General features: G+C 73.5%; 19 protein-coding genes. 9 read left to right on the forward strand and 10 right to left on the reverse strand.

Translation table 11 applies throughout. The features are described from left to right. Nucleotides 1-111 precede the first annotated feature (111 nt). The 8 genes from HDA43_RS29365 to HDA43_RS29395 form a co-directional block, all read right to left on the reverse strand. Nucleotides 112-324: a hypothetical protein gene (locus HDA43_RS29365; protein ID WP_179827411.1), complete on the reverse strand. Its 213-nt coding sequence runs from the start codon at nucleotides 322-324 to the stop codon at nucleotides 112-114. A gap of 175 nt (nucleotides 325-499) precedes the next feature. Beyond that, nucleotides 500-2,272, reverse strand: a complete 1,773-nt coding sequence (locus HDA43_RS29370; protein ID WP_179827413.1) for an acyclic terpene utilization AtuA family protein — start codon at nucleotides 2,270-2,272, stop codon at nucleotides 500-502. Nucleotides 2,273-2,359: 87 nt separating this feature from the next. Continuing rightward, nucleotides 2,360-3,166, reverse strand: coding sequence for an enoyl-CoA hydratase family protein (locus HDA43_RS29375; RefSeq protein WP_179827415.1), 807 nt, complete (start codon nucleotides 3,164-3,166; stop codon nucleotides 2,360-2,362). Next, a complete protein-coding gene (locus tag HDA43_RS29380) occupies nucleotides 3,163-5,181 on the reverse strand; it encodes an acetyl/propionyl/methylcrotonyl-CoA carboxylase subunit alpha (RefSeq protein WP_179828783.1) in 2,019 nt (672 codons plus the stop codon). The genes HDA43_RS29375 and HDA43_RS29380 overlap by 4 nt, the downstream gene beginning before the upstream one ends. Before the next feature lie 22 nt (nucleotides 5,182-5,203). Beyond that, complete coding sequence (locus HDA43_RS29385; RefSeq protein ID WP_179828784.1) at nucleotides 5,204-6,736, reverse strand: acyl-CoA carboxylase subunit beta; 1,533 nt, start codon at nucleotides 6,734-6,736, stop codon at nucleotides 5,204-5,206. 47 nt (nucleotides 6,737-6,783) lie between these two features. After that, entirely contained in the window at nucleotides 6,784-6,909 is a 126-nt protein-coding gene (locus HDA43_RS36135) for a hypothetical protein (RefSeq protein WP_281395631.1), read from the reverse strand. 163 nt (nucleotides 6,910-7,072) lie between these two features. After that, nucleotides 7,073-8,989 (reverse strand): serine/threonine-protein kinase, encoded by a 1,917-nt coding sequence (locus HDA43_RS36140; protein ID WP_312873603.1) that lies wholly within the window; start codon nucleotides 8,987-8,989, stop codon nucleotides 7,073-7,075. 205 nt (nucleotides 8,990-9,194) lie between these two features. Continuing rightward, a complete protein-coding gene (locus HDA43_RS29395) occupies nucleotides 9,195-10,556 on the reverse strand; it encodes an FAD-binding oxidoreductase (RefSeq protein WP_179827417.1) in 1,362 nt (453 codons plus the stop codon). Between the two features lie 395 nt (nucleotides 10,557-10,951). On the opposite strand from HDA43_RS29395, the gene ctaD reads away from it, so the two are divergent. From ctaD to HDA43_RS29415, 4 genes are all read left to right on the forward strand, one after another. Beyond that, nucleotides 10,952-12,625, forward strand: a complete 1,674-nt coding sequence (gene ctaD, locus HDA43_RS29400; protein WP_179827418.1) for an aa3-type cytochrome oxidase subunit I — start codon at nucleotides 10,952-10,954, stop codon at nucleotides 12,623-12,625. A gap of 455 nt (nucleotides 12,626-13,080) precedes the next feature. After that, entirely contained in the window at nucleotides 13,081-15,852 is a 2,772-nt protein-coding gene (locus HDA43_RS29405; RefSeq protein WP_246424748.1) for an immune inhibitor A domain-containing protein, read from the forward strand. 160 nt (nucleotides 15,853-16,012) lie between these two features. Further along, the gene (locus HDA43_RS29410) at nucleotides 16,013-16,951 is read left to right on the forward strand and encodes a diacylglycerol/lipid kinase family protein (protein WP_179827429.1); all 939 of its coding nucleotides are present in this window, start codon (nucleotides 16,013-16,015) and stop codon (nucleotides 16,949-16,951) included. Between the two features lie 209 nt (nucleotides 16,952-17,160). Then, complete coding sequence (locus tag HDA43_RS29415; RefSeq protein WP_179827431.1) at nucleotides 17,161-17,316, forward strand: hypothetical protein; 156 nt, start codon at nucleotides 17,161-17,163, stop codon at nucleotides 17,314-17,316. A 60-nt stretch (nucleotides 17,317-17,376) separates the two neighbouring features. Here the strand turns inward: HDA43_RS29415 and mads6 are convergent, their stop codons facing one another. Continuing rightward, nucleotides 17,377-18,810, reverse strand: a complete 1,434-nt coding sequence (gene mads6, locus HDA43_RS29420) for a methylation-associated defense system protein kinase MAD6 (RefSeq protein WP_179827433.1) — start codon at nucleotides 18,808-18,810, stop codon at nucleotides 17,377-17,379. Between the two features lie 290 nt (nucleotides 18,811-19,100). Here mads6 and HDA43_RS29425 point away from each other — a divergent pair, with 290 nt between their 5' ends. Further along, entirely contained in the window at nucleotides 19,101-21,041 is a 1,941-nt protein-coding gene (locus HDA43_RS29425) for an ABC1 kinase family protein (RefSeq protein ID WP_179827435.1), read from the forward strand. Here HDA43_RS29425 and HDA43_RS29430 read toward each other — a convergent pair. After that, nucleotides 20,986-22,398 carry an MFS transporter gene (locus HDA43_RS29430; RefSeq protein WP_179827437.1) on the reverse strand — a complete coding sequence of 471 codons (1,413 nt, stop codon included), beginning with the start codon at nucleotides 22,396-22,398 and terminating at the stop codon, nucleotides 20,986-20,988. The genes HDA43_RS29425 and HDA43_RS29430 overlap by 56 nt on opposite strands. A gap of 120 nt (nucleotides 22,399-22,518) precedes the next feature. Between HDA43_RS29430 and HDA43_RS29435 the strand changes: the two genes are divergently transcribed. The 4 genes from HDA43_RS29435 (at nucleotide 22,519) to HDA43_RS29450 (ending at nucleotide 25,511) form a co-directional block, all read left to right on the forward strand. Continuing rightward, on the forward strand, nucleotides 22,519-23,040 hold the full coding sequence (locus HDA43_RS29435) for a winged helix-turn-helix transcriptional regulator (protein ID WP_179827439.1): 522 nt from the start codon (nucleotides 22,519-22,521) through the stop codon (nucleotides 23,038-23,040). Between the two features lie 430 nt (nucleotides 23,041-23,470). Then, a complete protein-coding gene (locus tag HDA43_RS29440) occupies nucleotides 23,471-23,872 on the forward strand; it encodes a phage holin family protein (RefSeq protein ID WP_179827441.1) in 402 nt (133 codons plus the stop codon). Continuing rightward, entirely contained in the window at nucleotides 23,869-24,597 is a 729-nt protein-coding gene (locus tag HDA43_RS36145) for a DUF3618 domain-containing protein (protein WP_179827442.1), read from the forward strand. Before HDA43_RS29440 ends, HDA43_RS36145 begins: the two co-directional genes overlap by 4 nt. Before the next feature lie 341 nt (nucleotides 24,598-24,938). Continuing rightward, nucleotides 24,939-25,511, forward strand: a complete 573-nt coding sequence (locus tag HDA43_RS29450) for a thioredoxin domain-containing protein (RefSeq protein ID WP_179827444.1) — start codon at nucleotides 24,939-24,941, stop codon at nucleotides 25,509-25,511. Nucleotides 25,512-25,524 lie beyond the last annotated feature (13 nt).

Consider the following 25,524-nt stretch of genomic DNA (forward strand, 5'->3'; position numbering starts at 1 on the left):
ACCACCGCTCGCACCGGGGCCGGTCCCTCGTTTCGGGCGCGGCCGTCACATGACCGCACGAGGTTAGACCCGAAAGAACCGATCATGCCATAGCGCGTGCCGCAATCGTGATCAATCCGAGGGGAGCACCCGGCGGGCGATGTCCACGAGCAGCTCCCTCGGCACCTCGACCGCGGTCTCGCCGTCGAGGACGTGCCGAAGGTCGGCCAGCGTCACGGGGTCGGTGACATGGAGGCCCTGGACGACGATGGTGCCGCGGTCGGTCTCGTAGAGGGAGGGGCAGGCGCCCGCCTCCGACGTGGAGCCGAGGAACCGCAAACGCATGACTCGATCCTTCCCTAGGCAACGACCATGTCGCAATTGCGAGCAATCCTAGGGTTGCGAGCGCGCCTTTCGGGGTTCTGAATGCCGAAAAGCCGAATTGTTGTCGGTCCGTATCCGGTGACGGACCGGGACCGGACAGGGGCGGGTCCGCGCGTGACACGGCTCCGCGGGGACCTCACAGCAGGGCTCGGGGGACGTCCGTGAGCGCGGCGCGCAACTCCTCGCCGAGCGCCTTGGCCTGGGCGTCCAGGCGGGTGCCGGCCGAGACGCCCCGGCCCAGCAGGCCGTGGACGACGAAGTTGAGCGCCAGGAGGTTCGGCAGCTCGAATCGCTCGATCCGCAGACCCGCGACGGCCGGGAGGAGCCGGGCCAGGCGCTCCGCCGTCAGGTGGACGGTCAGCCACCCGAACCGCTCGGGCGTGCTCACCCACACCCCCAGGTTGGCGTCACCGCCCTTGTCACCCGACCGGGCGCCCACGATCGTCCCCAGCGGCATCCGCACCGTCTCCAGACCGTCTCCCACGCCCGGCGGGACCCGTTCCGTCACGAGGTCGTCTCCCACGCCCGGAGGGGCCGGTTCGGGCCGCTCGGGCGTCTCCGGGCCGTCCGGCCGTCCCGGTGCGCCGGGGCCGTACGGCCCGGCGCCGTCCCCGCCCACCTCCTCGCCGTCGAGCCAGACCCGGGGCCGTACGGTCTCCGCCGGGATCAGGGCGGGCCGGTAGACGCCGTACGGCGTGGCGTTCCCCGGCGGGGTCAGGGCGTAGCAACCCGGGTAGCCCGCCAGGGCCGTCTCCACGACGGCCGAGGAGAAGACGCGCCCGGCCTTCCCGGGGTCGGCGTCCAGCACCGTGATACGGAGCAGGGCCGTTCCCCCGGCGGGGGAGAGGCCGGCGCCGAGCGGGACGAGTTCGACGTGGACCTCGTCGAAGGTCTCCCTCGGCACGCGGGCCCAGACGGCCTCCTCGGCGAGCCGGGCCTTGGCCTCGATGTCCAGGCCGGTCAGGACCAGGGTCATGGTGTTGCGGTATCCGGCCGGGTAGGTGAGCGCCACCTTCAGGTCCGGCGGCGGGGCCTCGCCGCGCACCCCGGAGATCCGGACCCGGTCCGGCCCCTGCTGCTCCAGCTCGATCGTGTCGAACCGCGCCACCGCGTCGGGGCCGAGGTAGCGCGGGGAGCCGATCTCGTACAGCAGCTGCGCCGTGACGGTCCCGACCGACACCAGGCCCCCGGTCCCGGGGTGCTTGGTGACCACGCAGGAGCCGTCGGCCGCGAGCTCCACCAGCGGGAACCCGCAGCGCGCCGGGTCGGGCACCTCCCGGAAGAAGGCGTAGTTCCCGCCGGTCGCCTGGCAGCCGCACTCGATGACGTGCCCGGCGACCACCGACCCGGCGAGTGCGTCGTGGTCGTCGGGGCGCCAGCCGTACCGCCAGATCCCCGGGCCGGTGACCAGCGCGGCGTCGGTGACGCGGCCGGTCACCACCACGTCCGCGCCGGCCGACAGGGCGGCCGCGATCGGCCGGCCGCCCAGGTAGGCGTTGGCGGTCAGCGGGGTCGCGGCCGGCCGCTCCCCGGTGTCCGGGTCACGCGCGCCGCGCAGGTCACGGCCGGACAGGTCGTCCCCGGTGACATGGGCGACCCGCACCCGCAGCCCGAGCCGGTCCGCCAGCCCGGCCACCGCCCCGGCGCACCCGGCCGGGTCGAGGCCGCCCGCGTTGGAGACGATCCTGACGCCCCGCTCCACGCACGTGCCGAGGACCTCCTCCAGCTGCCGCAGGAAGGTGGTCGCGTACCCGGGGCGGCCCTTCGCGCGGTTCCCGGCCAGGATCAGCATGGTCAGCTCGGCGAGCCAGTCGCCGGTGAGGACGTCGATCGGGCCGCCCTCCACCATCTCCCGGGCGGCCGACAGGCGGTCGCCGTAGAAACCGGAGCAGTTCGCGACGCGCAGCATCGGACCTCCTGCGAAGACCGCGGCGGACGGGACGGGACGGGACGGAACGGGACGCTGGCGGGGCACCGTACGGCGGGCGGAAGGCCGTCAGGCCTCCCGCGGCACCCAGGACGCCGGGCGCTTCTCCATGAACGCGGCGATGCCCTCCTGGCCCTCGGCGGAGGTGAACCGTTCGGCCGACAGCTCGGCCATGCGGCGCATGCCCTCCTCCAGCGGCATCGCCGGCACGGTCCGCACCAGCCGCTTGGTCAGCGCGAGCGCCTCGGGGCCGCCGCGCAGCAGCATGCCGGCGTAGTGGGCGACCGTGCGGTCCAGATCGGCCTCGGGCACGGCGCGGGTGAGCAGGCCGATCTCCTGGGCGCGGGCGGCGTCGAAGGTCTCCCCGGTCATGAGGTACTCGGCCGCGGCCCGCGGGTCCAGCCGCCGCAGCACGGTCACCGAGATCATCGCCGGGACCACGCCGAGCCGCACCTCGGTGAACGCGAACGACGCCGTGTCCGGCGCGACCGCGAAGTCGCAGGCGGCCACCAGGCCCAGCCCGCCGGCGCGGGCGGTGCCGTTCAGCCGGCAGATCACCGGCTTGGGGCTCTCCCAGATCACCCGCATGATCTCCGGGAAGGACGCGGTCACCGGGGCGTCCTTGGCCGCCCCCGGCCCGAGCCGCTGCTCCTTGAGGTCCGCGCCCGCGCAGAACACCGGGCCGGTCCCGGTCAGCACGATCACCCGCACGCCGTCGTCGGCGAGCGCCCGGTCGAGGTGGTCCCGCAGCTCGCCCAGCAGCCGCACCGACAGCGCGTTGCGGTTGCGCGGCGAGTCGAGCGTGATCGTCGCGATCCCGCCGGACACCTCCCCTCGCACCAGACGCTCCACCGGCGGCTCGTCAACGGCGTTCATCCGTCACTCTCCTCGATCACTGCCAGCACGGCGCCCGCCTCGACCCGGTCGCCCGGGGCGACGTTCACCGCGGAGACCGTGCCGGTCGCCGGGGCGGCGATCCGGTGCTCCATCTTCATCGCCTCCAGCACCAGGACCGTCTGTCCCGCGGTGACGAGGCCGGCGGGCTTGACCTCGACGCGCAGCACCGTACCGGGCATGGGCGCGAGCAGGGAGCCCGGGGCCGTGTGCCCGGCAGGCTCGGGGAGCCGGGGCAGCGGTGTGAGCCGTACCGGGCCGAGGGGGGAGTCCACGTGCGTCACGCCGTCGTAGCGGGCGACGGCGAAGCGGTGCCGTACGCCGGAGGTCTCCAGGACCACCAGGTCCGGGGCGGCGGAGACCAGGCTCGTGTCCGGCAGGCCCTCGGCCCGCAGCCCGTCCCGGGTGAGCAGGTAGGAGACCCGCGCCTCGGCGAAGTCCGTACGGCGGGGCTGGGAGACCACGTTGCGCCACCCGGCGGGCAGCCCGGCCTGCACGGGGGCGGCGGCCCGGTTGGCCGCCGCCTGCGCCAGGGCCGCGGCCAGGGCCGACAGGGGAACGGCGGACCCGGCGGACCCGGCGGGTGCGGCGGGTGCGGCGGCCAGGTCGTGCTCGGTGAGGAAGCCGGTGTGGGTGTTCCCGGCGCGGAACGCCTCGTGCCGCAGGACCCGCACCAGCAGGTCGCGATTGGTGACGAGGCCGTGGATCCGCGCGCCCGCCAGGGCCGCGGCGAGCCGGCGTACGGCCTCGTCCCGGTCGGGGGCGTAGGAGACGACCTTGGCGAGCATCGGGTCGTAGTGGACGCCGATCTCGCAGCCGTTCCCGACGCCGGAGTCCAGGCGCAGGCAGCGGGACGCGCCGGGCGGCGGCGGGGCGAAGCGGACGTCCACCCCGGGGACGTCCAGGAGATGCAGGACGCCGGCCTGCGGCAGCCAGTCGCGCCCGGGGTCCTCGGCGTACAGCCGCGCCTCGACGGCGTGGCCCGTCGCCCGCGGGGGCGTCTCGGGCAGCCGCGCGCCCTCGGCCACCCGGATCTGCAGCTCCACCAGGTCGACGCCGTGCACGCACTCGGTGACGGGGTGCTCGACCTGCAGGCGGGTGTTCATCTCCAGGAACGCGACGGTGTCGTCCGCGACGAGGAACTCCACCGTGCCCGCCCCGACGTACCCGACGGCCCTGGCCGCGGTGACCGCCGCGTGGCACAGCCGCACCCGCGCCGCGGGGGAGATCGCCGGGGACGGGGCCTCCTCGATCACCTTCTGGTGCCGCCGCTGGATCGAGCACTCCCGCTCGCCCAGCGCCCACACCGTCCCGTGGCGGTCGGCCATGATCTGGACCTCGACGTGCCGGGCCCGCTCCAGGAGGGGCTCGACGAAGACCGTCCCGTCCCCGAACGCCGCCTCGGCCTCCCTCCGGGCCGACTCGATCGCGGCGGCGAGGTCGCCGCCCGGCTCCACGACCCGCATTCCGCGCCCGCCGCCCCCGGCCGACGCCTTCACCAGCAGCGCCCTTCGGCCGGCGGGGGCCGGTCCGCGCTCGATGAGGGCCCGCACGTCGCGTTCGAGGTCGTCGGCGGAGCGGTCCGGCCCGGCGGTGAAGCCGGGGAGCACGGGGACCCCGGCCGCGGCCATCAGCGCCTTGGCCCGGATCTTGGAGCCCATGGCGGCCACGGCCTCCGGGGGCGGGCCGATCCACGTCAGGCCGGCGTCCAGCACGGCCCGCGCGAACGCGGCGTTCTCCGACAGGAAGCCGTAGCCGGGGTGGACCGCGTCGGCCCCGGCCCGCAGGGCCGCCTCGACGATCTTCGCCGCGGACAGGTACGTGGCGGCGGGCTCGGCGCCCGGCAGCCGCACGGCGTGGTCGGCCTCGGCGGCGTGGGGGGCGTCGGCGTCGGCGTCGGAGAACACCGCGACGGTCTCGATGCCGAGGTCACGGCAGGTACGGAGGACACGGCGGGCGATCTCACCGCGGTTGGCGACGAGGAGGCGTCCGATCACCGGAGGGGTCAGGGTCACGGGCTCACATCCGGAAGACGCCGAAGCCCGCGGGCTCCGGGACGGGGGCGTTGCCGACGGCCGACAGGCACAGGCCGAGGACGGTGCGGGTGTCGCGGGGGTCGATGACCCCGTCGTCGTACAGGCGGCCGGACAGGAAGAACGGCAGCGACTCGGCCTCGATCTGCCGCTCGACCATCTCGCGCATGGCCGCGTCGCCCGCCTCGTCGTAGTCCTGTCCCCGGGCCCGCGCCGCGGCGCGGCCCACGATGGACAGCACCCCGGCGAGCTGCGCCGGTCCCATGACGGCCGACTTCGCGCTCGGCCAGGTGAACAGGAACCGGGGGTCGTAGGCCCGGCCGCACATGCCGTAGTTGCCGGCGCCGTAGGAGGCGCCCATGACGACCGTGAGGTGCGGGACCGTCGAGTTGGCCACCGCGTTGATCATCATGGAGCCGTGCTTGATGATCCCGCCCTGCTCGTAGTCCGTGCCGACCATGTAGCCCGTGGTGTTCTGCAGGAAGACCAGCGGCGTGCGGGCCTGGTTCGCGAGCTGGATGAACTGGGCGGCCTTCTGGGACTCCTCGCTGAACAGCACGCCCCGGGCGTTGGCCAGGATCCCGATCGGGTGGCCGTGCAGCCGCGCCCAGCCGGTCACCAGGCTCGTGCCGTACAGCGGCTTGAACTCGTCGAACTCGCCGCCGTCCACGATCCGCACGATCACCTCGCGCGGGTCGAAGGGGACCCGCAGGTCCTCGGGAACGATGCCGAGCAGCTCGTCGGCGTCGTGACGGGGCTCGCGCACCGGCCCGGGAGCCGGGCCCGCCCTGCGGTGGTTGAGGTTGCGCACGATCCGCCGCCCGATGCGCAGCGCGTCGTGCTCGTCGGCGGCGAGGTGGTCGGCGAGGCCGCTGACCCGGGCGTGCATCTCGGCGCCGCCCAGCGCCTCCTCCTCGGCCTCCTCCCCGGTGGCCATCTTCACCAGCGGCGGCCCGCCCAGGAAGACCTTCGCCCGCTCGCGGACCATCACCACGTGGTCGCTCAGCCCGGGGACGTAGGCGCCGCCGGCGGTCGAGCTGCCGAACACCAGGGCGACGGTCGGGATCCCGGCGGCCGACAGCCGGGTCAGGTTCCGGAAGACCCGCCCGCCGGGGATGAAGATCTCCTTCTGGGTGGGCAGGTCGGCCCCGCCCGACTCCACCAGGTTGATCAGCGGCAGCCGGTTGGCCAGGGCGATGTCGGCGGCGCGCAGCGTCTTGCGCAGCGTCCAGGGGTTGGTGGAGCCGCCCCGCACGGTGGGGTCGTTGGCGACGATCACGCACTCGACGCCCTCGACCACGCCGATCCCGGTGACCACGCTCGCCCCGACGGGGAACTCGGTGCCCCAGCCCGCCAGCGGCGAGAGCTCCAGGAAGGCCGAGTCTGGGTCGACGAGCAGCTCGATCCGCTCCCGGGCGAGCAGCCCGCCCCGCGCGCGGTGCCGTTCGACGTACTTCGGGCCGCCCCCGGCGACCGCCCTGGCGTGCTCGGCGTCGAGTTCGGCCAGTTTGGCGAGCATCGCCGCGCGCCGCGCCCGGTAGTCGTCCCCGGAGGTGTCCAGCCGGCTCACCGGGTGCCCCGCCCGGCGTCCGTCCGCCCGCGCCGTACGGCGTCCGTCCGCCCGCCCCGCCTGCCCCGCCCGCCGCGCGCCGGGTGGTCCCGCCCGGCCGCCGTCCCAGAGTTGACGATCACCCCAGCAAGGTAGCCGACGCTCGGGCGCTCCGACAGGGGCGATGACGCGTGTCGACGCGAAAGCGGAGAAGGCGCACGTGGGACGGCGGAAGGGATCGACCGGACCTCCCGCCGGCCCGGCCCGCGGCATGCCGCCGCGGGCCCGGTCCGGTTTCTTCGGGGCTCAGCCGCAGTGGCTCCAGCCGCTCTTCCACGTCGCCGAGCCGTACGTGCCGCCCCAGATGACGCACTTGCCGGCGCCGGGGAGCCGCACCGGCCCGGCGTAGGCGGTGAAACTTCCCGGATTGCCGCCGGAGGAGCCGCCCTTCACCTGGAGGATCGCGTTCATGGAGATCTTCCCCGGGACCACGTACTTCGACATGGTCACCACGCAGTTGCGGCCCGCGCCGGAGCTGTAGAGCAGGTAGACGGTCGCCGAGGACGACAGGGCGTGGGAGTCGATCACCTTGTAGCCGGAGCCGCAGACGCCGGTCGCGGTGTAGGGGTTCGGCTTCGGCGAGGGCTTGGCCGTCGGCTTCGCGGTCGTGGGCGCCGGCTTCGGGGGGGAGCCGGTCGTCGGCTTGGCGGTGGCCCGCGGCGGCGCGGTGGCCGGCTTCTCGGTGGAATCGGACGGCGGGTCGCCCGGCTCCACCGTGTCCGTGTCCGTGTCCGCGTCCGTGTCCGCGTCCGTGTCCGGGGCCGCGGTCTTCCGCGGACGCTCGCGGTCACCGGAGCCGCCGCCCGCCCTGGTGGCCGTCGGCTCGGCCGGCCCGGGCGGCTGGGGCGTGACCGTCCGTCCCCGGCCGGCCTGGGCGGTGGGTGAGGGGCTCGCCTTCGGCAGGGGCGACTCCCACGGCGCGGGCGGCTCGTCGGGGGTGAGCTCCGCCTCGGGCTCCTCGGGCTCTCCGGTCTGCCGCGTGGGGTTCGGCGGCTCCGCGGTCCTGGCGGCCTCGGCGGCCGAGGTCCGCTCGTCGCCGTTGAGGATCACCACGGTGCCCGTGGCGACCGCCAGCGCGGCCACGCCCGCCACGCTCGCGAGCAGGAGGCCGCTCGGCCGGCGTGGTTTCGGCGCGGGCCTGCCCGGCCGGGCCGGATCGCCGGGGACGGCCGGGGCGGGAGCGCCGCCGGGGTGCGAGCCGCCGGGGGGGACCGGGCCGGGGCCGCCCCCGGAGTACGGGGGGCCGGGAACGGCGCCGGGGCGCGGGGGACCGGCGGCGGCCGGGGCGGGACCCGCCGGAGGCGGCGATGCGGGCCGTGCCCGCGGGGGCTGGTCCCCCAGGTGGGCGGGGGAGGGGATCGTCGCGCCCATCAGGTGGCCCACCAGCTCCTCGGCGGTGGGCCGGGCCGCCGGGTCCTTGGACAGGCACGCGGTCACCAGGGAGCGCAGCTGCCCCTCCAGCGCGCCGAGGTCGGGTGCGGCGGTGAGGATCCGGTTCATCACCACCGGGATGGAGTCCGCGCCGAACGCGGGCTTGCCGGTCGCGGCGAAGACCATCGTGACGCCCCAGGCGAACACGTCGGCCGCGGCCGTCACCTCGCCGTCGCCGAGCTGCTCGGGGGCGAGGTAGGACGGCGTGCCCACGGCCGTCCCGGTGGAGGTCAGGCCGGGGGAGTCCAGCGCCCTGGCGATGCCGAAGTCGATCACGACGGGACCCTCCGGCCCCATCAGCACGTTGGCGGGCTTGAAGTCCCGGTGCAGGATCCCGGCCCGGTGGATCGCCGACAGCGCGGTGGCCGTGCTCATCGCGAGGCGGTCGAGCGCGGCGCCCCGGCGCGGGCCCTCGGTGAGGACCAGCTGCCGCAGCGACGGCCCCGGCACGTACTCGCTGACGACGTACGGCTGGCTGCCCGCCAGGTCGGCGTGGAGCACCGAGGCGGTGCAGAACCGGGCGACCCGCTGGGCGACCGAGACCTCCCGCAGGAACCGCGACCGGGCCTCGGGGTCGGACGCCAGGCCGTGGTGCAGGAGCTTGACGGCGACCTGCTCGCCCGCCGGCCCGCGCCCGAGGAAGACGACCCCCTGACCGCCCTCCCCCAGGCGGCCGGTCAGCTCGTACTGGCCCAGCCGCGGGGGATCCCCCGCTGAGAGCGGCTCTACCACGACGACCCCCGACAAAAACGAAAAACAGGTTTATGTGGGGCAGCACGCTACCAGCGTGAGCGCCGGGGCGGATGTTTTCCGCCGGACACCGCAAATTCGGGCGGACCGCCGGAAATTCCGCGACCTCGGTGAGCGGGCGCTCCGCCGTACCGGGACCCTCCCGGCGACCCGCCCGGACCAGCGGGAGGGCCGCCGGGAGCGCGGCTCAGATGGCCTTGCCGGGGTTGAGGATGCCGAGCGGGTCGAAGAGCCCCTTGATCCCGTGGTGCAGCTCCTCGGTGACCGGCCCGGTCTCCAACGCCAGCCAGCGCCGCTTCAGCAGCCCGACGCCGTGCTCGCCGGTGAGCGTGCCGCCCATGGCCAGCGCCTCCCGGAAGACCTCGTCGGCCGCGGCCCACACGTTCGGCGGCGGCTCGGGCAGGGCGTGGTCGAAGATGAAGACCGGGTGCAGGTTGCCGTCGCCGGCGTGGGCGACCGTGGCGATCAGGGCGTCATGCCGCGCCGCGATGGCCTCGATCTTCTCGATCATGAACGGCAGCGCCGAGCGCGGCACGCACACGTCCTCCACCAGGCACTTCCCCAGCTTTTCCTTGGCCTGGTAGGCCATCCGGCGGACCCAGATCAGCTCCTGGGCCTCCTCGGGGCTGGAGGAGGCCGCCACGAAGGACGCCCCGTTGGCCTCGCACAGCTCCACCATCCGCGCGGAGACGGCGTCGGCGTCGGCGGAGTCCGCCTGCCCGATCAGCATCGCCTTGGTGGCGGGCTCCAGCCCGATGCTCCGCCAGGCCTCGACGGCCTCCAGTGTGGTCCGGTCGAGCATCTCCAGTAGCGACGGCTGGCACCCGGCCGCGATGATCGCCGAGACCGCGGCGGCGGCGTCCCGCAGGGAGGTGAACTCGGCGGCGATCGTCGCCGGGTAGGAGGCCGGGGCGCGGCGCAGCCGTACGGTGGCCGCCGTGATGACCCCGAGCGTCCCCTCCGAGCCGATGAACAGGCCGGTCAGGTCGTAGCCCGTCACGCCCTTGACCGTGCGCCTGCCGGTGTCGATGACCCGCCCGTCGGCCAGGACGACCTCCAGGCCCAGCGCCGAGTCACGGGTCACGCCGTACTTCACGCACCGCAGCCCGCCCGCGTTGGTGGCGAGATTGCCGCCGATCGTGGAGATCTCGTAGGAGGAGGGGTCGGGCGCGTACATCAGCCCGTGCTCGCGGGCCGCCCTGTCCAGGTCGGCGGTGATGACGCCGGGCTCCACCACGGCGATCTCGTCGGCCGGGGAAAGCTCCCGGATCGCGGTCATCTTGTGCAGCGCCAGCACCACGCCGCCGTCCACCGAGGTGGCTCCGCCCGCCAGGCCGGTCCCGGCGCCCCTCGGCACCACCGGCACCCGGTGCCGGGTCGCCCAGCGCATGACGGCCACCACGTCGTCGCGGGTCTCGGCGAGCACGACGGCCAGGGGCTTGCCCGGCTCCAGGAAGGTCCGGTCCCGGGCGTAGGAATCGGTCACGTCGGGGTCGGTCAGGATCTTTCCGGGTGCGAGCGCGGCGGCGAGTTCGGTGATAGCAGTCACAAGGGGACTTTAAGCCCTCGGACCGGGCCGCCCGGACCGGGTGCCGGGCACGGCGGCGGGGGAGGGGCGCGGAGCGGGCGCGGGGACGGGGAGAGGCGCCGGGCGCGGAGGCGGGGAGAGGCCCAGAGAGGGCGGGGAGAGGGCGGGGAGAGGGCGGGGAGCGGGAGCGGGCGACCCGGGTGCGGACGCGGTCCGGCCCGGTGCGAGAATTCCAGAAACAAGGGTGAATTATCCCCATAAATGCCATTTTCGGAATTGATTGCCTTACTAAGAGGATTAGTTGACTATGTAGCTCCTCGTGTCGCGTGTTCTGATTGTCCGGACCGGGCAGATGGCTGGTGAACGAACGGGGAGTTCCGCCGTATCCGGCTGTCGCCAACCGGAAGGAGCCGGCTGTGACATCTGTGCAGCAGCGGCCCGCGCTCGCGCCCACCGCCAGGGGGTCGCTGATCGTGTCGTGGCTGACCACGACCGACCACAAGATCATCGGGAACCTCTACCTGATCACGTCGTTCGTGTTCTTCGTGCTCGCCGGGATCATGGCGATGGTCATCCGCGCGGAGCTGCTCCAGCCCGGCATGCAGTTCGTCACCCAGGAGCAGTACAACCAGATGTTCACCATGCACGGCGCGGTGATGCTGCTGCTGTTCGCCACGCCGCTGTTCGCCGGCTTCGCCAACGCGATCATGCCGCTGCAGATCGGCGCGCCGGACGTGGCCTTCCCCCGGCTGAACATGGTGAGCTACTGGCTGTTCGCCTTCGGCGGGATCATCGCCGTCTCGGGGTTCCTCACCCCGGGCGGCGCGGCCAGCTTCGGCTGGTTCGCCTACACCCCGCTGTCGAGCGCGATCAGCTCACCCGGCGTCGGCGGCGACCTGTGGATCGTCGGCCTGGTCACCAGCGGTCTGGGCACGATCCTCGGCGCGGTCAACTTCATCACCACGATCATCTGCATGCGCGCCCCCGGCATGACCATGTTCCGGATGCCGCTGTTCACCTGGAACACGCTGCTCACCTCGATGATGGTGCTGATGGCCTTCCCGGTGCTCGCCGCCGCCCTGCTGGCCCTGCTGGCCGAGCGGAAGTTCGGCGCCCAGGTCTACGCCCCGGCCACCGGCGGGCCGATCCTGTGGCAGCACCTGTTCTGGTTCTTCGGCCATCCCGAGGTCTACATCATCGCGCTGCCGTTCTTCGGCATCATCACCGAGGTCATCCCGGTCTTCAGCCGCAAGCCCATCTTCGGCTACATCGGCCTGGTCGGCGCGACCATGGCCATCGCGGGGCTGTCGATGACCGTGTGGGCGCACCACATGTTCCCGACCGGCCAGGTGCTGCTGCCGTTCTTCTCGTTCATGTCCTTCCTGATCGCGGTCCCGACCGGGGTGAAGTTCTTCAACTGGACCGGCACCATGTGGCGCGGCCACCTGGTCTTCGCCACACCCATGCTGTACGCCGTGGGGTTCCTGGTTACCTTCCTGCTCGGCGGCCTGACCGGCGTCATCCTCGCCTCCCCGCCGCTGGACTTCCACGTGACCGACTCCTACTTCGTGGTGGCGCACTTCCACTACGTCGTCTTCGGCACCGTGGTGTTCGCGATGTTCTCCGGCTTCTACTTCTGGTGGCCCAAGCTGACCGGGCGGATGATGAACGAGACGATCGGCAAGATCCAGTTCTGGCTGCTGTTCATCGGCTTCCACACCACCTTCTTCGTCCAGCACCTGCTGGGCGTGGCCGGTTTCCCGCGCCGCTACGCCGACTACAGCGCGGTCGACGGCTTCACCGGCCTGAACATGATCTCCTCGATCGGCGCGTTCATCCTCGGCGCCTCCACGCTGCCGTTCTTCTACAACATCTGGTGGTCCTACCGCCACGGGGAGCGGGTCACCGTGAACGACCCGTGGGGGTACGGCAACTCCCTGGAGTGGGCGACCTCCTGCCCGCCGCCGCGGCACAACTTCACCTCGCTGCCGCGCATCCGCTCCGAGCGTCCGGCCTTCGACCTGAGCCATCCCAGGGCGAAGACCCAGCCGCGCCAGCTCGACCCGACGGCCCCGCAGGAGGAGATCTGACCGTCCGCGCGGCCGGGTGCCCGGAGGGCCGGTCCCGGCCGTCCCGCACGGGGAGACCCGGGACCGCCCGGTCCCTCCCGTCCCTTCCGCCTCTCGCGCCCCTCTCGCCCCTCCTGTCATGACGTCGCGCTGACGCCGTCCCGACGCCCCGATGCCCCGGCACTCCGGTGCCGGGGCATCGCCGTGTCCGGGGCCCGGTCCGTCCCCCGTACGGCCCGCCCCGTGCCCCGCCCGCCGTACGGTTCACCGTCTTCGACCTGCCGATTGGTCTTCGATAAAAGATCAAGGACCGACATAACGTATTTACGCGACAAAAGGCTCTCAATTACAGTTTCGCAACATAAAGCCGACGTCTTTACTCCTGCTTTACCTTCTCGTCTAACGTCCCCGTCGGCGCGTGCACACGGCACGCAGGGATGTCCGCGCCCGGCGAACCCGGGCAGGGAGGGTATGCGTTGTCCAGCAGAGGCAGAGGCATCCGCAGGCGCGTTCTCGCGCTGGTGCCTGTCGTCGGCCTGGCCGCCGCGGGACTGGCCGTCGGCGGCCAGTCGGCGCAGGCCGACACTTCGGTCGCCCGGTACCAGCCGACCGCGGCCGATTACTACATCAACTACGCGCCGCCCAGGGAAGAGCCGGAGGTGGCCGACCCGGCCGTTCCCGGCTCGCGCGCCAAGGCGCGTCAGGCCACCGCGGCGAAGAAGGTCAACCGCAAGTATTCCGAGGGCAACCCCGCCGCGGCCCGGGTGCTGGCCGCCCGCGAGGCCCAGGCGATCAAGACCGGGCTCAACCCGGCCGAGTTCCTGTTCAAGAAGTCGAAGGTCGCCAAGGAGGCGAAACTCCTCACCCTTCTGGTGGAGTTCGACGACAAGGCCAACGACGACTTCTCGGGCTTCAGCCGTCCCAAGAGCGTGACCGACGACACGTGCGTGACCGAGCCGCCGGGCACCCTGCTCAACGGCCCGCTGCACAACAAGATCCCCGACCCGGCGAAGCTGGCGAACAAGGACAACAACAGCTTCTGGGTGCCGGACTTCAGCCCCGAGCACTTCAACAAGATGCTTTACAGCTCCAAGGGCATCACCGAGCGGGTCCGCCCCGACCTGACCGACCCCCGGGACGGCCGCAAGGGCATCGACATCTCCGGCTACACCATGAAGAACATGTACGAGGAGATGTCCAAGGGCGCCTACACCGTCAGCGGTCAGGCGAGCCCGTGGATCAAGGTTCCGCACTCGGAGGCCTACTACGGCGCCCGCGCCTGCGGCCAGGAGCCCCAGGACATGAGCGGTCACCCGAGCAACCCGCTCGGCCCGGGCCAGCTCGCCATCGACGCGGTCAACTCCCTCGCCGCCGCCGACCCGAACTTCCCCTGGGCCGACTACGACGTCGAGGACGTCGCCGACGCCGACGGTGACGGCAACTTCGCCGAGCCCGACGGCGTGGTGGACCACCTGGTGCTGGTCCACGCCGGCAAGGACAAGTCCTCCGACGGCGGCGCCGAGGGTCCCTACGCGATCTGGGCGCACTCCAGCGCGGTGGCCGGCGGCTACAAGGTGCCCGGCAAGGACGTGAAGATCTCCAACTACATCGTCCAGCCGGAGGACTCCGGAGTCGGCGTCTTCGCCCACGAGTACGGCCACGACCTGGGCCTGCCGGACCTGTACGACACCACCGGTCAGGGATCCTCCGCGGTCGACTTCTGGGACCTGATGTCCAGCGGCTCGCACAGCGGCCCGATCTTCCAGTCCATGCCCACCCACATGGGCATCTGGGACAAGTGGGTACTCGGCTGGGCCAACCCCAAGGTTTTCAACGCCGGTGACTCCTCCCGTCTCGTGACGATCGGCCAGGCCTCGCGCACGCCCAAGCTCACCCAGGACGGCGTCCGGGTGAACGTGCCCAGCGCGCCGCTGAAGATGATCGAGCCGCACAGCGGCACCAAGATGTGGTGGTCCAACCTCGACCAGGAGTGGGGCGACGTCAAGCTCGCCCGCGACGTCCAGGTCCCGGCCGGCTCCGACGTGAAGTTCTGGCTCTGGAACAACTACGAGATCGAGCAGGACTGGGACTTCGGCTTCGTCGAGGCGTCCACCGACGGCGGCTCCACCTGGAGCCAGCTGAAGGTCTACACCGAGGGCGGCGCCCTGGTCTCGACCGGCGACGACTACCCCGACCCGAACAAGAACCTCGCCAAGTTCAACAACCGCAAGTACGGCCTCACCGGCAACACCGACGGCTGGCGGCACGACTACGTCGACCTGGCTCCGTTCGCGGGCAAGAACATCAAGCTGCGCCTGGTCTACAACACCGACGCGGCCTTCACCCCGCGCAGCTGGCACGTGGACGACTTCGCGCTCACCAACGGCGGCCAGACCGTCTGGAGCGACGACGTCGAGGGCGGCAACAACGGCTGGACCACCAGCGGCGGCACCTTCACCAACACCCACGGCCAGGGCTGGATCGTCAACGACGGCTACCGCGAGATCTCCCGCTTCTACCTCGCGGAGTGGCGCAACTTCGACGGCTTCGACAAGGGCCTGCAGTACACCTACACCACCAACTACTCCCGTGACGGCGCGTGGAAGGTGGAGAAGGTCAAGTACAACGCGCCCGGCATGCTGGTGTGGTACCGCGACTCGACCTACACCAACAACTCCATCGTCAACAACCTGGACCTGGCGCCGAGCATCGGCTCCAAGGGCAGCCTCCTCCTGGTCGACTCCCACTTCGACCCGCTCCGCCGGAACGGCGAGGGGGCGCAGAAGGACCCGACCGTGCTGAAGAACCTGCCCGGCCGTATGCAGACCTCGAACGCGGCGTTCTCCTTCGGTAAGACCTACCCCTTCACCGAGTGCATCGAGGGTGCGAACGAGCCGTTCAGCGCCTACTGCAGCAAGCTGCCGGCCCAGAACGGGGTGAGCGAGTTCACCGACGCCAAGACCTGGTACCCGGGCTTCGAGTTCCGTGACGGTGGCCTCTACTACCGCGACTTCGACGCCTCGGTGGTCGTCCCGTCCAAGGGCGACCAGCGCTACAGCACCCGGGTCGTCAACCCCGACGGCACCCCGGCCACCGACCTGTACGGCAGTGACCTGGGCGACGGCCACGTCCTCGGCTCCGGCAACCCCGGCGACGAGGGCAAGGCGCTGGGTGTGAAGCTCAAGCTGATCACCCCGCTGCCCGGCAACCTCGGGGCGATCATCCAGGTGACCCCGCCGTCCAAGTGACCCGGAAGATCCGCCTGACCGCCTGACCGCCCGGTCCCGGGCCGTCCGGACCACCCGGACGGCCCGGATCACCGGCCGGAGAACCGTGTATGGCCCCGCCGTCACCGACGGCGGGGCCATACCATTTGAGCGGCAGGAACGCCGAGGCGGAGAGGGACACGTGGCAGAGCTCCGAAGCAAGGCCGAGCACACCGAGGCCATCCGGACGAAGGGCAGGGTCTGCCTGGTCGTCAACACGCGTTCGCGCCGCGGCCGCCGCCTCTTCCCCGAGGTCGTCCGCGCGCTGCACGCGGAGGGTTTCAAACCGGTCCGCACCTTCACCGTCGACGATCCCCGCGCCCTGCGGGCCACGCTGGACGCGGCGCTGGACGAACGCCCCGACCTGCTGGCCGTCGGTGGCGGCGACGGCACGCTCAGCGCCGCGGTCAAGCACGTCGCCCACCGCGACGTCGCCCTCGGCCTGCTGCCGCTGGGCACCACCAACAACTTCGCCCGCAGCCTCGGCCTCCCGCTGGACCTGCCCGGGGCGGTCCGGGTGTTCCGCACCGGCAAGGTCGCCGACATCGACCTGGGCGTCGCGGGTGACCGGGAGTTCGCCAACCTCGCCAGCTTCGGCGTCTCCGTCGAGGTGGCCGGCAAGGTGCGGCCCTGGCTCAAGCGCGTCCTCGGGCGCCCGGCCTATCCCCTGACCGCCCTGACGATCCTCCCCGGGCACCGGCCCTTCCGCGCCGCCATCACGGTGGACGGCCACCGCCACGAGCTGCTCACCCACCAGCTCAACATCGCCAACGGCCGCTTCCACGGCGGCTGGCAGGTGGCCAGGGACATCAGCATCGACAACGGCCTGCTCGTCGCCTACCAGCTCGGCTCGGGCAAGCGCCTCCGGCTGGTCGTGGAGACCCTGATCCGCGCCGCCACCGGCCGCTGGCGCAGCCTCGCGGGCGGCCCCTTCGTCGTCGGCCGGGAGATGCTCCTGGAGACCGACCCGCCGATGGCCGCCGACGTCGACGGCGAGGTCCGTCTGATGACGCCGATCACCATCCGGACCATCCCGAACGGCCTGCGGGTGATGGTCCCCGAGGAGTTCGTCGACTCCTGAGCGTCCGCTCCCGGGCCGCCCGGTGGCCCGGCTCCAGGTGGCCCGGGAGCGCCGAGCCGCCCGCTCCGCCGCTCCCCGCGCCGTTCTCCGTACCCTTTCCGCGCCGCTCCCGCGCCCCGTTCCGGGCTCCCGGGACGGGCACTCCGGATTGGACGGGGATCGCCGGGGAAGCTCCCTTCGGAAAGCGATGGGAGGACACGATGGCGACCATGATCGACCGTATCCGGCGATACCTGGCCAGCCCGCAGGGCCGCAGGACCGTCGAGCGGGTCAAGGTGATGGCCCGGGACCCGCGCAACCAGCAGCGGGCACGCGAGCTGATGGCCCGCATCCGGGGGAACCGGGCCGCAGGGCCCCGGCGTTAGGTTCCGTTCCGTGGATCGCCGCCGTGGCGAGGCGGTCCACCGAGCGGAACCCGGCCGCCGTTACGCGCGGCGGCCGGACAGGCGGCGGAACCTGCCGCGGATCCGGTCGAGCAGCACGGTGTCGCGTTCCGTCGCCCGCTCCCCGGGCGGCAGCCCCGCCCGTGCCCGCCGCAGGTCCTCAAGGGCCTCGGCGGCGCCCGGCCGCTTGTCCGGGGAGTGGTCGCGCATCCGCCGCAGCAGGTCCGTCACCTGCGGCGGGACGTCGTCCAGCGGGGCCTCGGCGTCCGGGCTCCCCGACGGCAGCCGTCCGGCGAGCAGGTGGAAGCCGATGACCCCCGCCGCGTACACGTCGGAGGCGGCCGTCATCCGCTCGGGCCCGGCGTGGCACTCGGGGGCGACGTAGGGGGTGTCGAGGACGTTGGGCAGTTCGCTGGCCACCGTGTACGGCCGGGGGCCGGGCTTGGCGTAGTCGAACCCGGTCAGCATCGCCCGGCCCTCCTCGGTCACCAGCACCCACGCGGGGCTGAGCGCCCGGTGGATGACGTTGTTGGCGTGGACGTGGGCCAGGCCCGCCAGCATGTCCTCCAGCACGTCGAGCCGGGCGGCGGTGGGCAGCGCCCGCCGGGACGCGCTCAGGCGCAGGTGCAGGGCCTGGCCGTGCACGTCGTCGAGGACCAGCACGAACCGGCTCTCGTCGTCGACGGCGAAGAAGTCCCGCGCGCGGACGACGCACGGGTGCGGCGGGATCCTGGTGAGGGCCTGGTAGGCGTTGGTGATCAGCCGCCGCTCGGCCGCGCGCGGCTCCTCCTCGGCCAGCGGGTCGGCCCGGTACACCCGCAGCAGCACCGTCTCGCTGCCCGGGACCGTGGCGTTGAACGCGCGGTACTCGGTGACCCGGGCGTCCCCGCCGAGCTCCTCCTCCACCTCCCAGTTGCCGAACCGCGGCGGCGCGGTGGACCGCCGCACGGAGCCGTTCAGCGCCTCCAGGATCGCGGTCCGGTACGGCACGGCGTCGGGGGTGCAGCCCCGCCTGATCCGGGAGACGTCGCGCAACGTGGGGATCAGCCCGTCGAGGTCGGTGACGTGCCGCAGGTCGCGGCCGGCCGGGTCGACCAGTTCGGCGTCGGGCCCGGTCAGCACGACGAGGCTGTCGACGTACACCCGCTCCAGTTCCCGCCGCTGCCGGACCAGCAGGCCCTTCAGCGCCCGCCCGGTGCCGCGCAGCTTGGTCACGGGGGAGCCGAACGCCTCCCGCCGCGCCGGGAACCACCGCGAGCCGGCGACCTCGATCCGCCCGCGCGTCCCCTTGACGTCGATCACGCACAGGGAGTGGCCGGTCAGGACCACCAGGTCCACCTCGAAGACGTCGCCGTCGCGCGGCACCTCGATGTTGTGCAGTAGCAGCCAGTCGTCGGGGGCGTTGTCCCGCAGATGGGCGATCACCCGTCGCTCGGCGTCGTTGACCGGGCGTCCGCCGCCGACGATCTGTGCCATTTCTAGCGTGCCGCCCTTCCCATCGCGTTAGGCAAGTAGAGCAAGGGTCTCATGATCTGGCGTAACAGACTTTCCACGCGACCCGACACGCCCCGTGTCCCGTGTCCCGTGTCCCGTGTCCCGAGAGCCGAGGACCGGCCACCGGTTCCGCCGCCGGTTCCACCGGGGTGGGAACGGGCCGGCGCGGAGAGCCGCGGAGAGCGGCGTCGAACTCCACTTTCATACCCTCGCCCGGGAATGACCTAGTCTGTCGGCCGTTGCTCTTACGGTGATCGGAACGGCGGGCGGTCATGGGTGTTCTGACGGCGGCGGCCTTCGCGGTCACCGCCCTGCTGCTGGTGGGCGGGTTCGCAGTGGTCACCCGGCGGCTGCTCGACCTGCGGTTCGGGGTCGTCCGCACGCTCCTGGCCGGGGGACTGGTGGCCCTGGTCCTCGGGCCGCTGATGAAGACGTTCTCCGGCGCGGTGGACATGAACGACCAGGGCGTCACGCCGCTGTGGTTCCTGCTGCTCGGCGTGGTCTGCGCGCTGCTGGCCGGGATGGTGTTCCTGGTGGTCGCCGAGGCGCTGGTGCCGCGGGGGGCGCTGCCCGGGCCGCTGGAGCTCGTCCGGGGGCTGCGCCGCCGCGCCGCCCGCTCGCGCCGCTACCTGCGGATCACCCGGATCCTGATGCGGCACGGCCTCGGCCCCTACCTGCGCGGCAGGGACCCCGACCTCGGCGCGCCCTCCAGCCGGGCGGGCCTGGCCCGGTCGCTGCGCGAGGCTCTGGACGACGCCGGGGTCACCTTCGTCAAGCTCGGGCAGATCCTGTCCACCCGCGCCGACCTGCTGCCGGAGGAGTTCGTCGAGGAGCTGCGGCTGCTGCAGGACCGGGCGGCCCGGACGCCCTGGGCGGAGATCGAGCCGGTGCTGACCGCCGAGCTGGGCGGGCCGGTGGAGGAGACCTTCGCCCACTTCGACCGCGAACCGCTGGCCGCGGCCTCGATCGCGCAGGTCCACCGCGCCCGGCTGCGCACCGGCGAGGAGGTGGTGGTCAAGGTCCAGCGCCCGGGAATCGCCGCCGTGGTCGAGCAGGACCTCGACATCGTCGACCGCCTGGCCCGGACACTGGAGCGGCGCACCCGGTGGGGCCGCGCCTTCGGCGTCGGCGACCTGTCCCGCGGATTCGCCGAGGCGCTCCGGGAGGAGCTGGACTTCCGCATCGAGACGGCGAACATGGCCGCGGTGGCCGCCGCCTCCGCCGGGGAGCCGGTACGGGTGCCCGTGCCGTACCCGGCGCTGTCGGGACGGCGGGTGCTCGTCATGGAGCGGCTGGAGGGCGTGCCGCTCGGCTCGGCCGCCCCGGAGCGGGGCGAGGAGCTGGCCAGGATCCTCTTCGAGACGCTGCTGCGCCAGGTGATGCTGCACGGCGTCTTCCACGCCGACCCGCACCCGGGCAACCTCATGCTGCTCGACGACGGGCGGCTGGCGCTGCTGGACTTCGGCTCGGTGGGACGGCTCGACGCCTCGCTGCGCGGTGCCCTGCAGCGGCTGCTCGGCGCGCTGGACCGGGGTGACCCGCTCGGGGTGAGCGACGCGCTGCTGGAGGTCGTGCCGCGGCCCGACGAGATCGACGAACGGGAGCTGGAACGCGAGCTGGGCCGGTTCATGGCCCGCCACCTGTCCGGCGGCGTCGTGCCGGACGCGCGGATGTTCGGCGAGCTGTTCCGGATCGCCTTCGCCCACGGACTGTCCGTCCCACCGGAGGTGGCCGCGGTGTTCCGGGCGCTGGCGACGATCGAGGGCACGCTGGCCAGGCTCGCGCCGGGCTTCGACGTCGTCGCCGAGGCCCGCGCGTTCTCCGCCCGCCACCTGGCCGAGCAGGCGGATCCCGGGCGGGTGCGGCAGGCCGTCGCCGCGGAGGCGCTCGACCTGCTGCCCATGCTGCGGCGCCTGCCCCGCCGGGTGGAGCGGATCGTCGGCGCGGCCGAGAACGGCCGCTTCAGCCTGAACGTGCGGCTGTTCGCCGACGAGCGCGACCGGAGGCACGTCACCGGTCTGCTCCACCAGGTGCTGGTCACCGTGCTGGCGGCCACCACGGGCCTGATGGCGGCGCTGCTGCTCGGCGCCGACCCGGGCCCGCCGGTCACCGCCGGCGTCGGGCTCCACCAGCTCATCGGCTACAACCTGCTGGTGATCAGCGCGATCCTCGCGCTGCGGGTGCTGGTGGTCGTGTTCCGCCGCGACCGGTGAGCCGCGCGGCGGCCGCGATCCCGGCGCCGGCCGCGGCCGCCACCAGGGCGCAGGCCAGCAGGGCGACGTCGGTGCCCGCCCGCGGGCCCGCCGCGCCGACCACCGCGGCCACCAGCGCCACGCCCAGCGTCGAGCCGACGTAGCGGGCGGTGTTGCCCGCCCCCGACCCCATCCCGGCCCGGTGGGCGGGCACGCTCTCGATGGCCAGCCGGGTGAGCGCCGCGTTGATCAGGCCGCTGCCCGTCCCGGCGACGACCAGCCCGACCGCCACCCGGGCCCAGGGGGCGTGGGCGGCGGCGCCCAGCATCGCGAGCGTGCCCGCGGCCGACAGCAGCAGCCCCAGCGCCAGGCCGCCGCCGCCGGTCAGCGGCAGGCGGCGGGCCTGCAGGGCGGTCAGGAACGAGACCCCCGACCAGGCGGCCAGCAGCACGGCGCCGCCCAGTGAGGTCAGGCCCCGGGAGAGCTGCAGCACCGCCGGCAGGAAGCTCATCAGCCCGACCACGACCGTCCCGACGACGAGCGCCCCGCCGGTGGAGACGACGAACAGGGGATGCCGGAACAGCCCCGGGTCGAGCAGGGGGAGCCGGCGGCGCCGTTCGACCGCGACGAAGAAGCCCAGCAGCAGCGCCGCGGCGGCGAAGGCGACGGCCACGACCGGCCGGTCCCAGCCGGCGCGTCCCTCGGTGACGGCGGTGACCAGTGCGGCGAGGCCCGAGGCCAGCAGGAGCGCACCCGGCACGTCCGGCGGCCGGCGCGTCGCGGCCCGCGACTCCGGCAGCCGGCCGGCCGCCGTCAGCGCCAGAGCCGCCGAGGCCGCGGCGACCACCCAGTGGACCGCCCGCCAGCTCACCGCGGTGGCCAGCGCGCCGGAGAGCAGCGGCCCGACGGCGATGCCCAGGCCGATCATGGCCCCGTAGCGGCCGGTGGCGCGCAGGCGCCCGGGACCGCCGGGGAAGGCGTGCCCGAGGACGCCCAGGCCGGCGGTGAGCACCGCCGCGCTGGCGGCTCCCTGCGCCACCCGGGCGGCGACGAACATCCCGGTCCCGGGCGCCAGGGCCGCCGCCACGGCGGTGGCGGCCAGCGTCCACAGCCCGGCGAGGTAGACGCGCCGCCGTCCGTAGGCGTCGGCCGCGTCCCCGGTGACCAGCAGCGCCGCCGCCAGGCCCAGCGAGATGCCGTTCAGCAGCCAGGCCGGTCCCGTGGGACCCGAGTCGAGGTCCCGGACCATCTGGGGCAGCGTCGCCGCCGGGACGGTGTAGTTGACCAGCGCCAGCAGTGGCGCGGCGCAGGCGAGCGCGAGGGTCGGACCGGGGGCCGGGGCGGTGTCCGGGGCGCGCCCGGGCGCGGCGATCGTCATGGGGAAGCCTCCAAGGTTCATTCAATGAACTGATGGAGACCGTAGCACGCGTCGGTTCGGTGAATGAACCTGCATCGGTCGCGCGGCGCGTGGGTTCGGTGAGCGAACTAGCATGGGGTCATGGCGCTCGGCAAGAACTACGAAGGGCAGGACTGCTCCCTCGCCCGTGCCCTGGAGCTCGTCGGGGAGCGCTGGACGCTGCTGGTGGTCCGCGACGCGCTGTACGGCGTGCGCCGCTACGGCGACTTCCTCGCCCACCTCGGCATCCCGCGGGCCGTCCTGTCGCAGCGACTCCAGACGCTGGTGGACGCCGGGGTGCTGGAGCGGGTGCGCTACTCGCAGTCACCCCCGCGCGACGAGTACGTCCTGACCGCGATGGGCCGCGAGCTGTGGGGCCCGGTGTACCTGCTCGCCCAGTGGGGCGAGCGGAACCTCTCGAAGGCCGGCCCCCGCCGGGTCTTCCACCACGTCACCTGCGGCGCCCGCATCGACCCCCACGGGCTCTGCCCCTCGTGCGGCGGGCGTCCCCCGCTGGAGGAGACCGAGGTACGGCCCGGCCCCGGCGCCGACCCCTTCCGCGACGACCCGGTCAGCGTGGCCCTGCGCCGCCCCCACCGGATGCTCGGCCCGCTGCCGGGCTGACCGGCCCCGCCGCCCTCGCCATTCCCGCCGCCGGCGGGCGTGGCCGTCGAGCGGGCCCGGACCGGCCCCACCTCGGGCCGGACGTGCCCCGGGCCGCTCCGCCGAATGACGGCGGGTAACCGGTTGCCGTCGAACGGCAGGTGGGTATGGCCAGAATCGAACCGGTATTCACGCCGGTACATCGATCACGAATCCGCGTGGTCCCGGTCCACGGGACGCGTGGACGGGTGGGGAGGGGCGGTCCGCCGCTCCCTTCCCGGCGGCGCACGAACCGTCACCGGCGCAGGCGCGCTCCTCCCCGCGGTGACGGCACGACCGCCGCGAGCGCCGGGCGCGAGGCCGCGCGGCGGCTCGCGACCGGCCGCCGCCGGGGATGTTTGCCATGGCAGGAGGGGGTAGGCGCTTCTCCTGCAGGGAGGAGAGGCATGCCATGACCGACACTCAGAGGGAGACCCTGTCCACGGCGGAGCTGGTCCGTCGGCTCTCACAGGACGTCTCACGCCTGGTCCGGGACGAGTTACGCCTGGCCAAGCTCGAGCTGGCGGAGAAGGGCAAACACGCCGGGCTCGGTGCCGGGTTGTTCGGCGGAGCGGGCGTCATGGCGCTGTACGGGGGCGGAGCCCTGGTCGCCGCGGCGATCCTGGCACTCACGCTGGTCCTGCCGGGCTGGCTGTCCGCGCTGATCATCGGTGTGGTGCTGCTGGTGATGGCCGCGATCTTCGGCCTGCTGGGCAAGCATCATGTGTCCGAGGCCGGCCCGCCGGCCCCGCGGCACACCATCGAGAGCGTCAGGAACGACATCGACACGGTGAGGGAGAGGGCGCACCGATGACCGAAACCGATCCGGGCAGGGGCGGCCGGGAGCGTCCGGAGGCCGGCACCACCGGCTCCCGCCGGGAACCGGTCGGCATGCCGGTGCCGCCGGACGAGAGGCAGTCGCTGGACATCCCGCCGAAAACGCCGTACCTCCCGATTCCCGGCGCCCCGACGGGCGAGCGCACCGGGACGGCGCCCGGCGGCGCCGCCGGGCCGTCCGCCACCGTGGAGGGCGTCACCGGGGGGAACGCCGCCGGCGGCCGGTCCGGCGCGGTCGGGACCGGCACGGCGGCGAGCGGCGTGGGCGCGGCGGGCGCGGGACCGGCCGGCATGACCGCGCCCGGCGGGACGATGACCGGCGGCAGGGCCCCGGCGCGGGGTGGCAGGGGCACGGTCAAGGACACCAAGGAGTCCGTGCGCCGCGACATCGAGAACTCCCGCCGTCAGCTGGGCGACACCGTGGAGGCCCTGGTGCAGAAGACCGACGTCAAAGCCCGCGTCAGGCAGGGCGCCGGCCGGATGGTGAGCCGGGCGCGGGGCGCGGCGCCGGAGATGGTCGGCCGCGTGAAGGAGAGGGCGCCCGTCCGGCTCAAGAACACCGCGGGCCGGACGCCGGCCGCCGCGGCGGCCGCGGCGGCGGCGGCCCTGGCCCTGCTCGCGTTCCGGTCGCTGCGCCAGAACCGGGGCAGGACCCGGAGGGTGACCGTACGGCGGATGGTCGCGCGACGGCGCAGGTGGTGAGGAGACCGATCGCGCCCCCTGTCCCGCCGGGGACCCGGGCGCGACCGGCCTTGATCGGCGGGGAGTAGTCTGGCCGCTTCCGGGTGGACGGCGGACCCCCTCTCCCTTCCGTCCGCCCGGACACCCGGGGCGCGGACCGCCGTCACGGGGTCGCGGGGCGCACGGAGGACCCGGAAGCCGCCCGGACCGCCCCGGGCCCGCGTCCGTCGCCTTCGGGATACGGGGGCCGGCTGAACCGTTCCGGTGCCGCATCCGTTGTCCTCAGTGCCGATGCAGGCATATCCGCCGGGAGGGCGGGACCGTACGGCCCCGCCCTCCCGGCCTGACCCCCAGGAGGTCACATGCGCCGTGCTCTCGGACTCGCCGCGGGACTCACCCTCGTCGCGACCGCGCTGTCCCCGGCGTCGCCCGCCGACGCCGGCTGCCTCAGCGCCAGGAAGTGCGAGCGGGAGGCACTCATCGTCTTCGACCTGACCGTCCGGGGCGCCTCCCGCGCCGCCCCCGGGCGGGAGGTCGCCTACGTCCTGGACTACTCCACGACCTGGACGCCGTCCTTCGCCCCCTACTGGGGCTCCTACTGGGTGGGCGGCTCCTTCCCCAAGGGGGCCCGCGGGCCCTCACGGGCGGTGCTGTTCGACACCGCGGGCAAACGGCTGGCGACCTTCCCCTGCGGACGGCACGCCGACGGCGTCTGGTGCGAGACCCGCGGCAGGATCCCCAACCAGGGCAGGATCGTGCTCTCCGCCCGCCTTCCGGCCAATGCCCACGGGAAGGCCAGGGCGACCCTCGGCTTCGACAGCTTCGACGGGCTCAACGCGCAGGACCACGCGCGGCGGCACACCCGCGCCCAGGCGCGGGCGAAGTTCTGCAACTACCGCTTCAGCCGTACGGTCACCACGAAGGTCGTCTCCTGACGGGGGCCTCCGG

The organism is Streptosporangium sandarakinum (assembly GCF_013409935.1).
GTDB classification, from domain to species: domain Bacteria; phylum Actinomycetota; class Actinomycetes; order Streptosporangiales; family Streptosporangiaceae; genus Streptosporangium; species Streptosporangium nondiastaticum.

Coding starts and splice junctions, on each gene's coding strand:
- mads6 (WP_179827433.1), bottom strand. CDS start 18,810: ATGGCACAGATCGTCGGCGGCGGACGCCCGGTCAACGACGCCGAGCGA.
- HDA43_RS29435 (WP_179827439.1), top strand. CDS start 22,519: ATGGCGCTCGGCAAGAACTACGAAGGGCAGGACTGCTCCCTCGCCCGT.
- HDA43_RS29430 (WP_179827437.1), bottom strand. CDS start 22,398: ATGACGATCGCCGCGCCCGGGCGCGCCCCGGACACCGCCCCGGCCCCC.
- HDA43_RS29385 (WP_179828784.1), bottom strand. CDS start 6,736: ATGCTCGCCAAACTGGCCGAACTCGACGCCGAGCACGCCAGGGCGGTC.
- HDA43_RS29440 (WP_179827441.1), top strand. CDS start 23,471: ATGACCGACACTCAGAGGGAGACCCTGTCCACGGCGGAGCTGGTCCGT.
- HDA43_RS29375 (WP_179827415.1), bottom strand. CDS start 3,166: ATGAACGCCGTTGACGAGCCGCCGGTGGAGCGTCTGGTGCGAGGGGAG.
- HDA43_RS29425 (WP_179827435.1), top strand. CDS start 19,101: ATGGGTGTTCTGACGGCGGCGGCCTTCGCGGTCACCGCCCTGCTGCTG.
- HDA43_RS36145 (WP_179827442.1), top strand. CDS start 23,869: ATGACCGAAACCGATCCGGGCAGGGGCGGCCGGGAGCGTCCGGAGGCC.
- HDA43_RS29415 (WP_179827431.1), top strand. CDS start 17,161: ATGATCGACCGTATCCGGCGATACCTGGCCAGCCCGCAGGGCCGCAGG.
- HDA43_RS29365 (WP_179827411.1), bottom strand. CDS start 324: ATGCGTTTGCGGTTCCTCGGCTCCACGTCGGAGGCGGGCGCCTGCCCC.
- HDA43_RS29370 (WP_179827413.1), bottom strand. CDS start 2,272: ATGCTGCGCGTCGCGAACTGCTCCGGTTTCTACGGCGACCGCCTGTCG.
- HDA43_RS29450 (WP_179827444.1), top strand. CDS start 24,939: ATGCGCCGTGCTCTCGGACTCGCCGCGGGACTCACCCTCGTCGCGACC.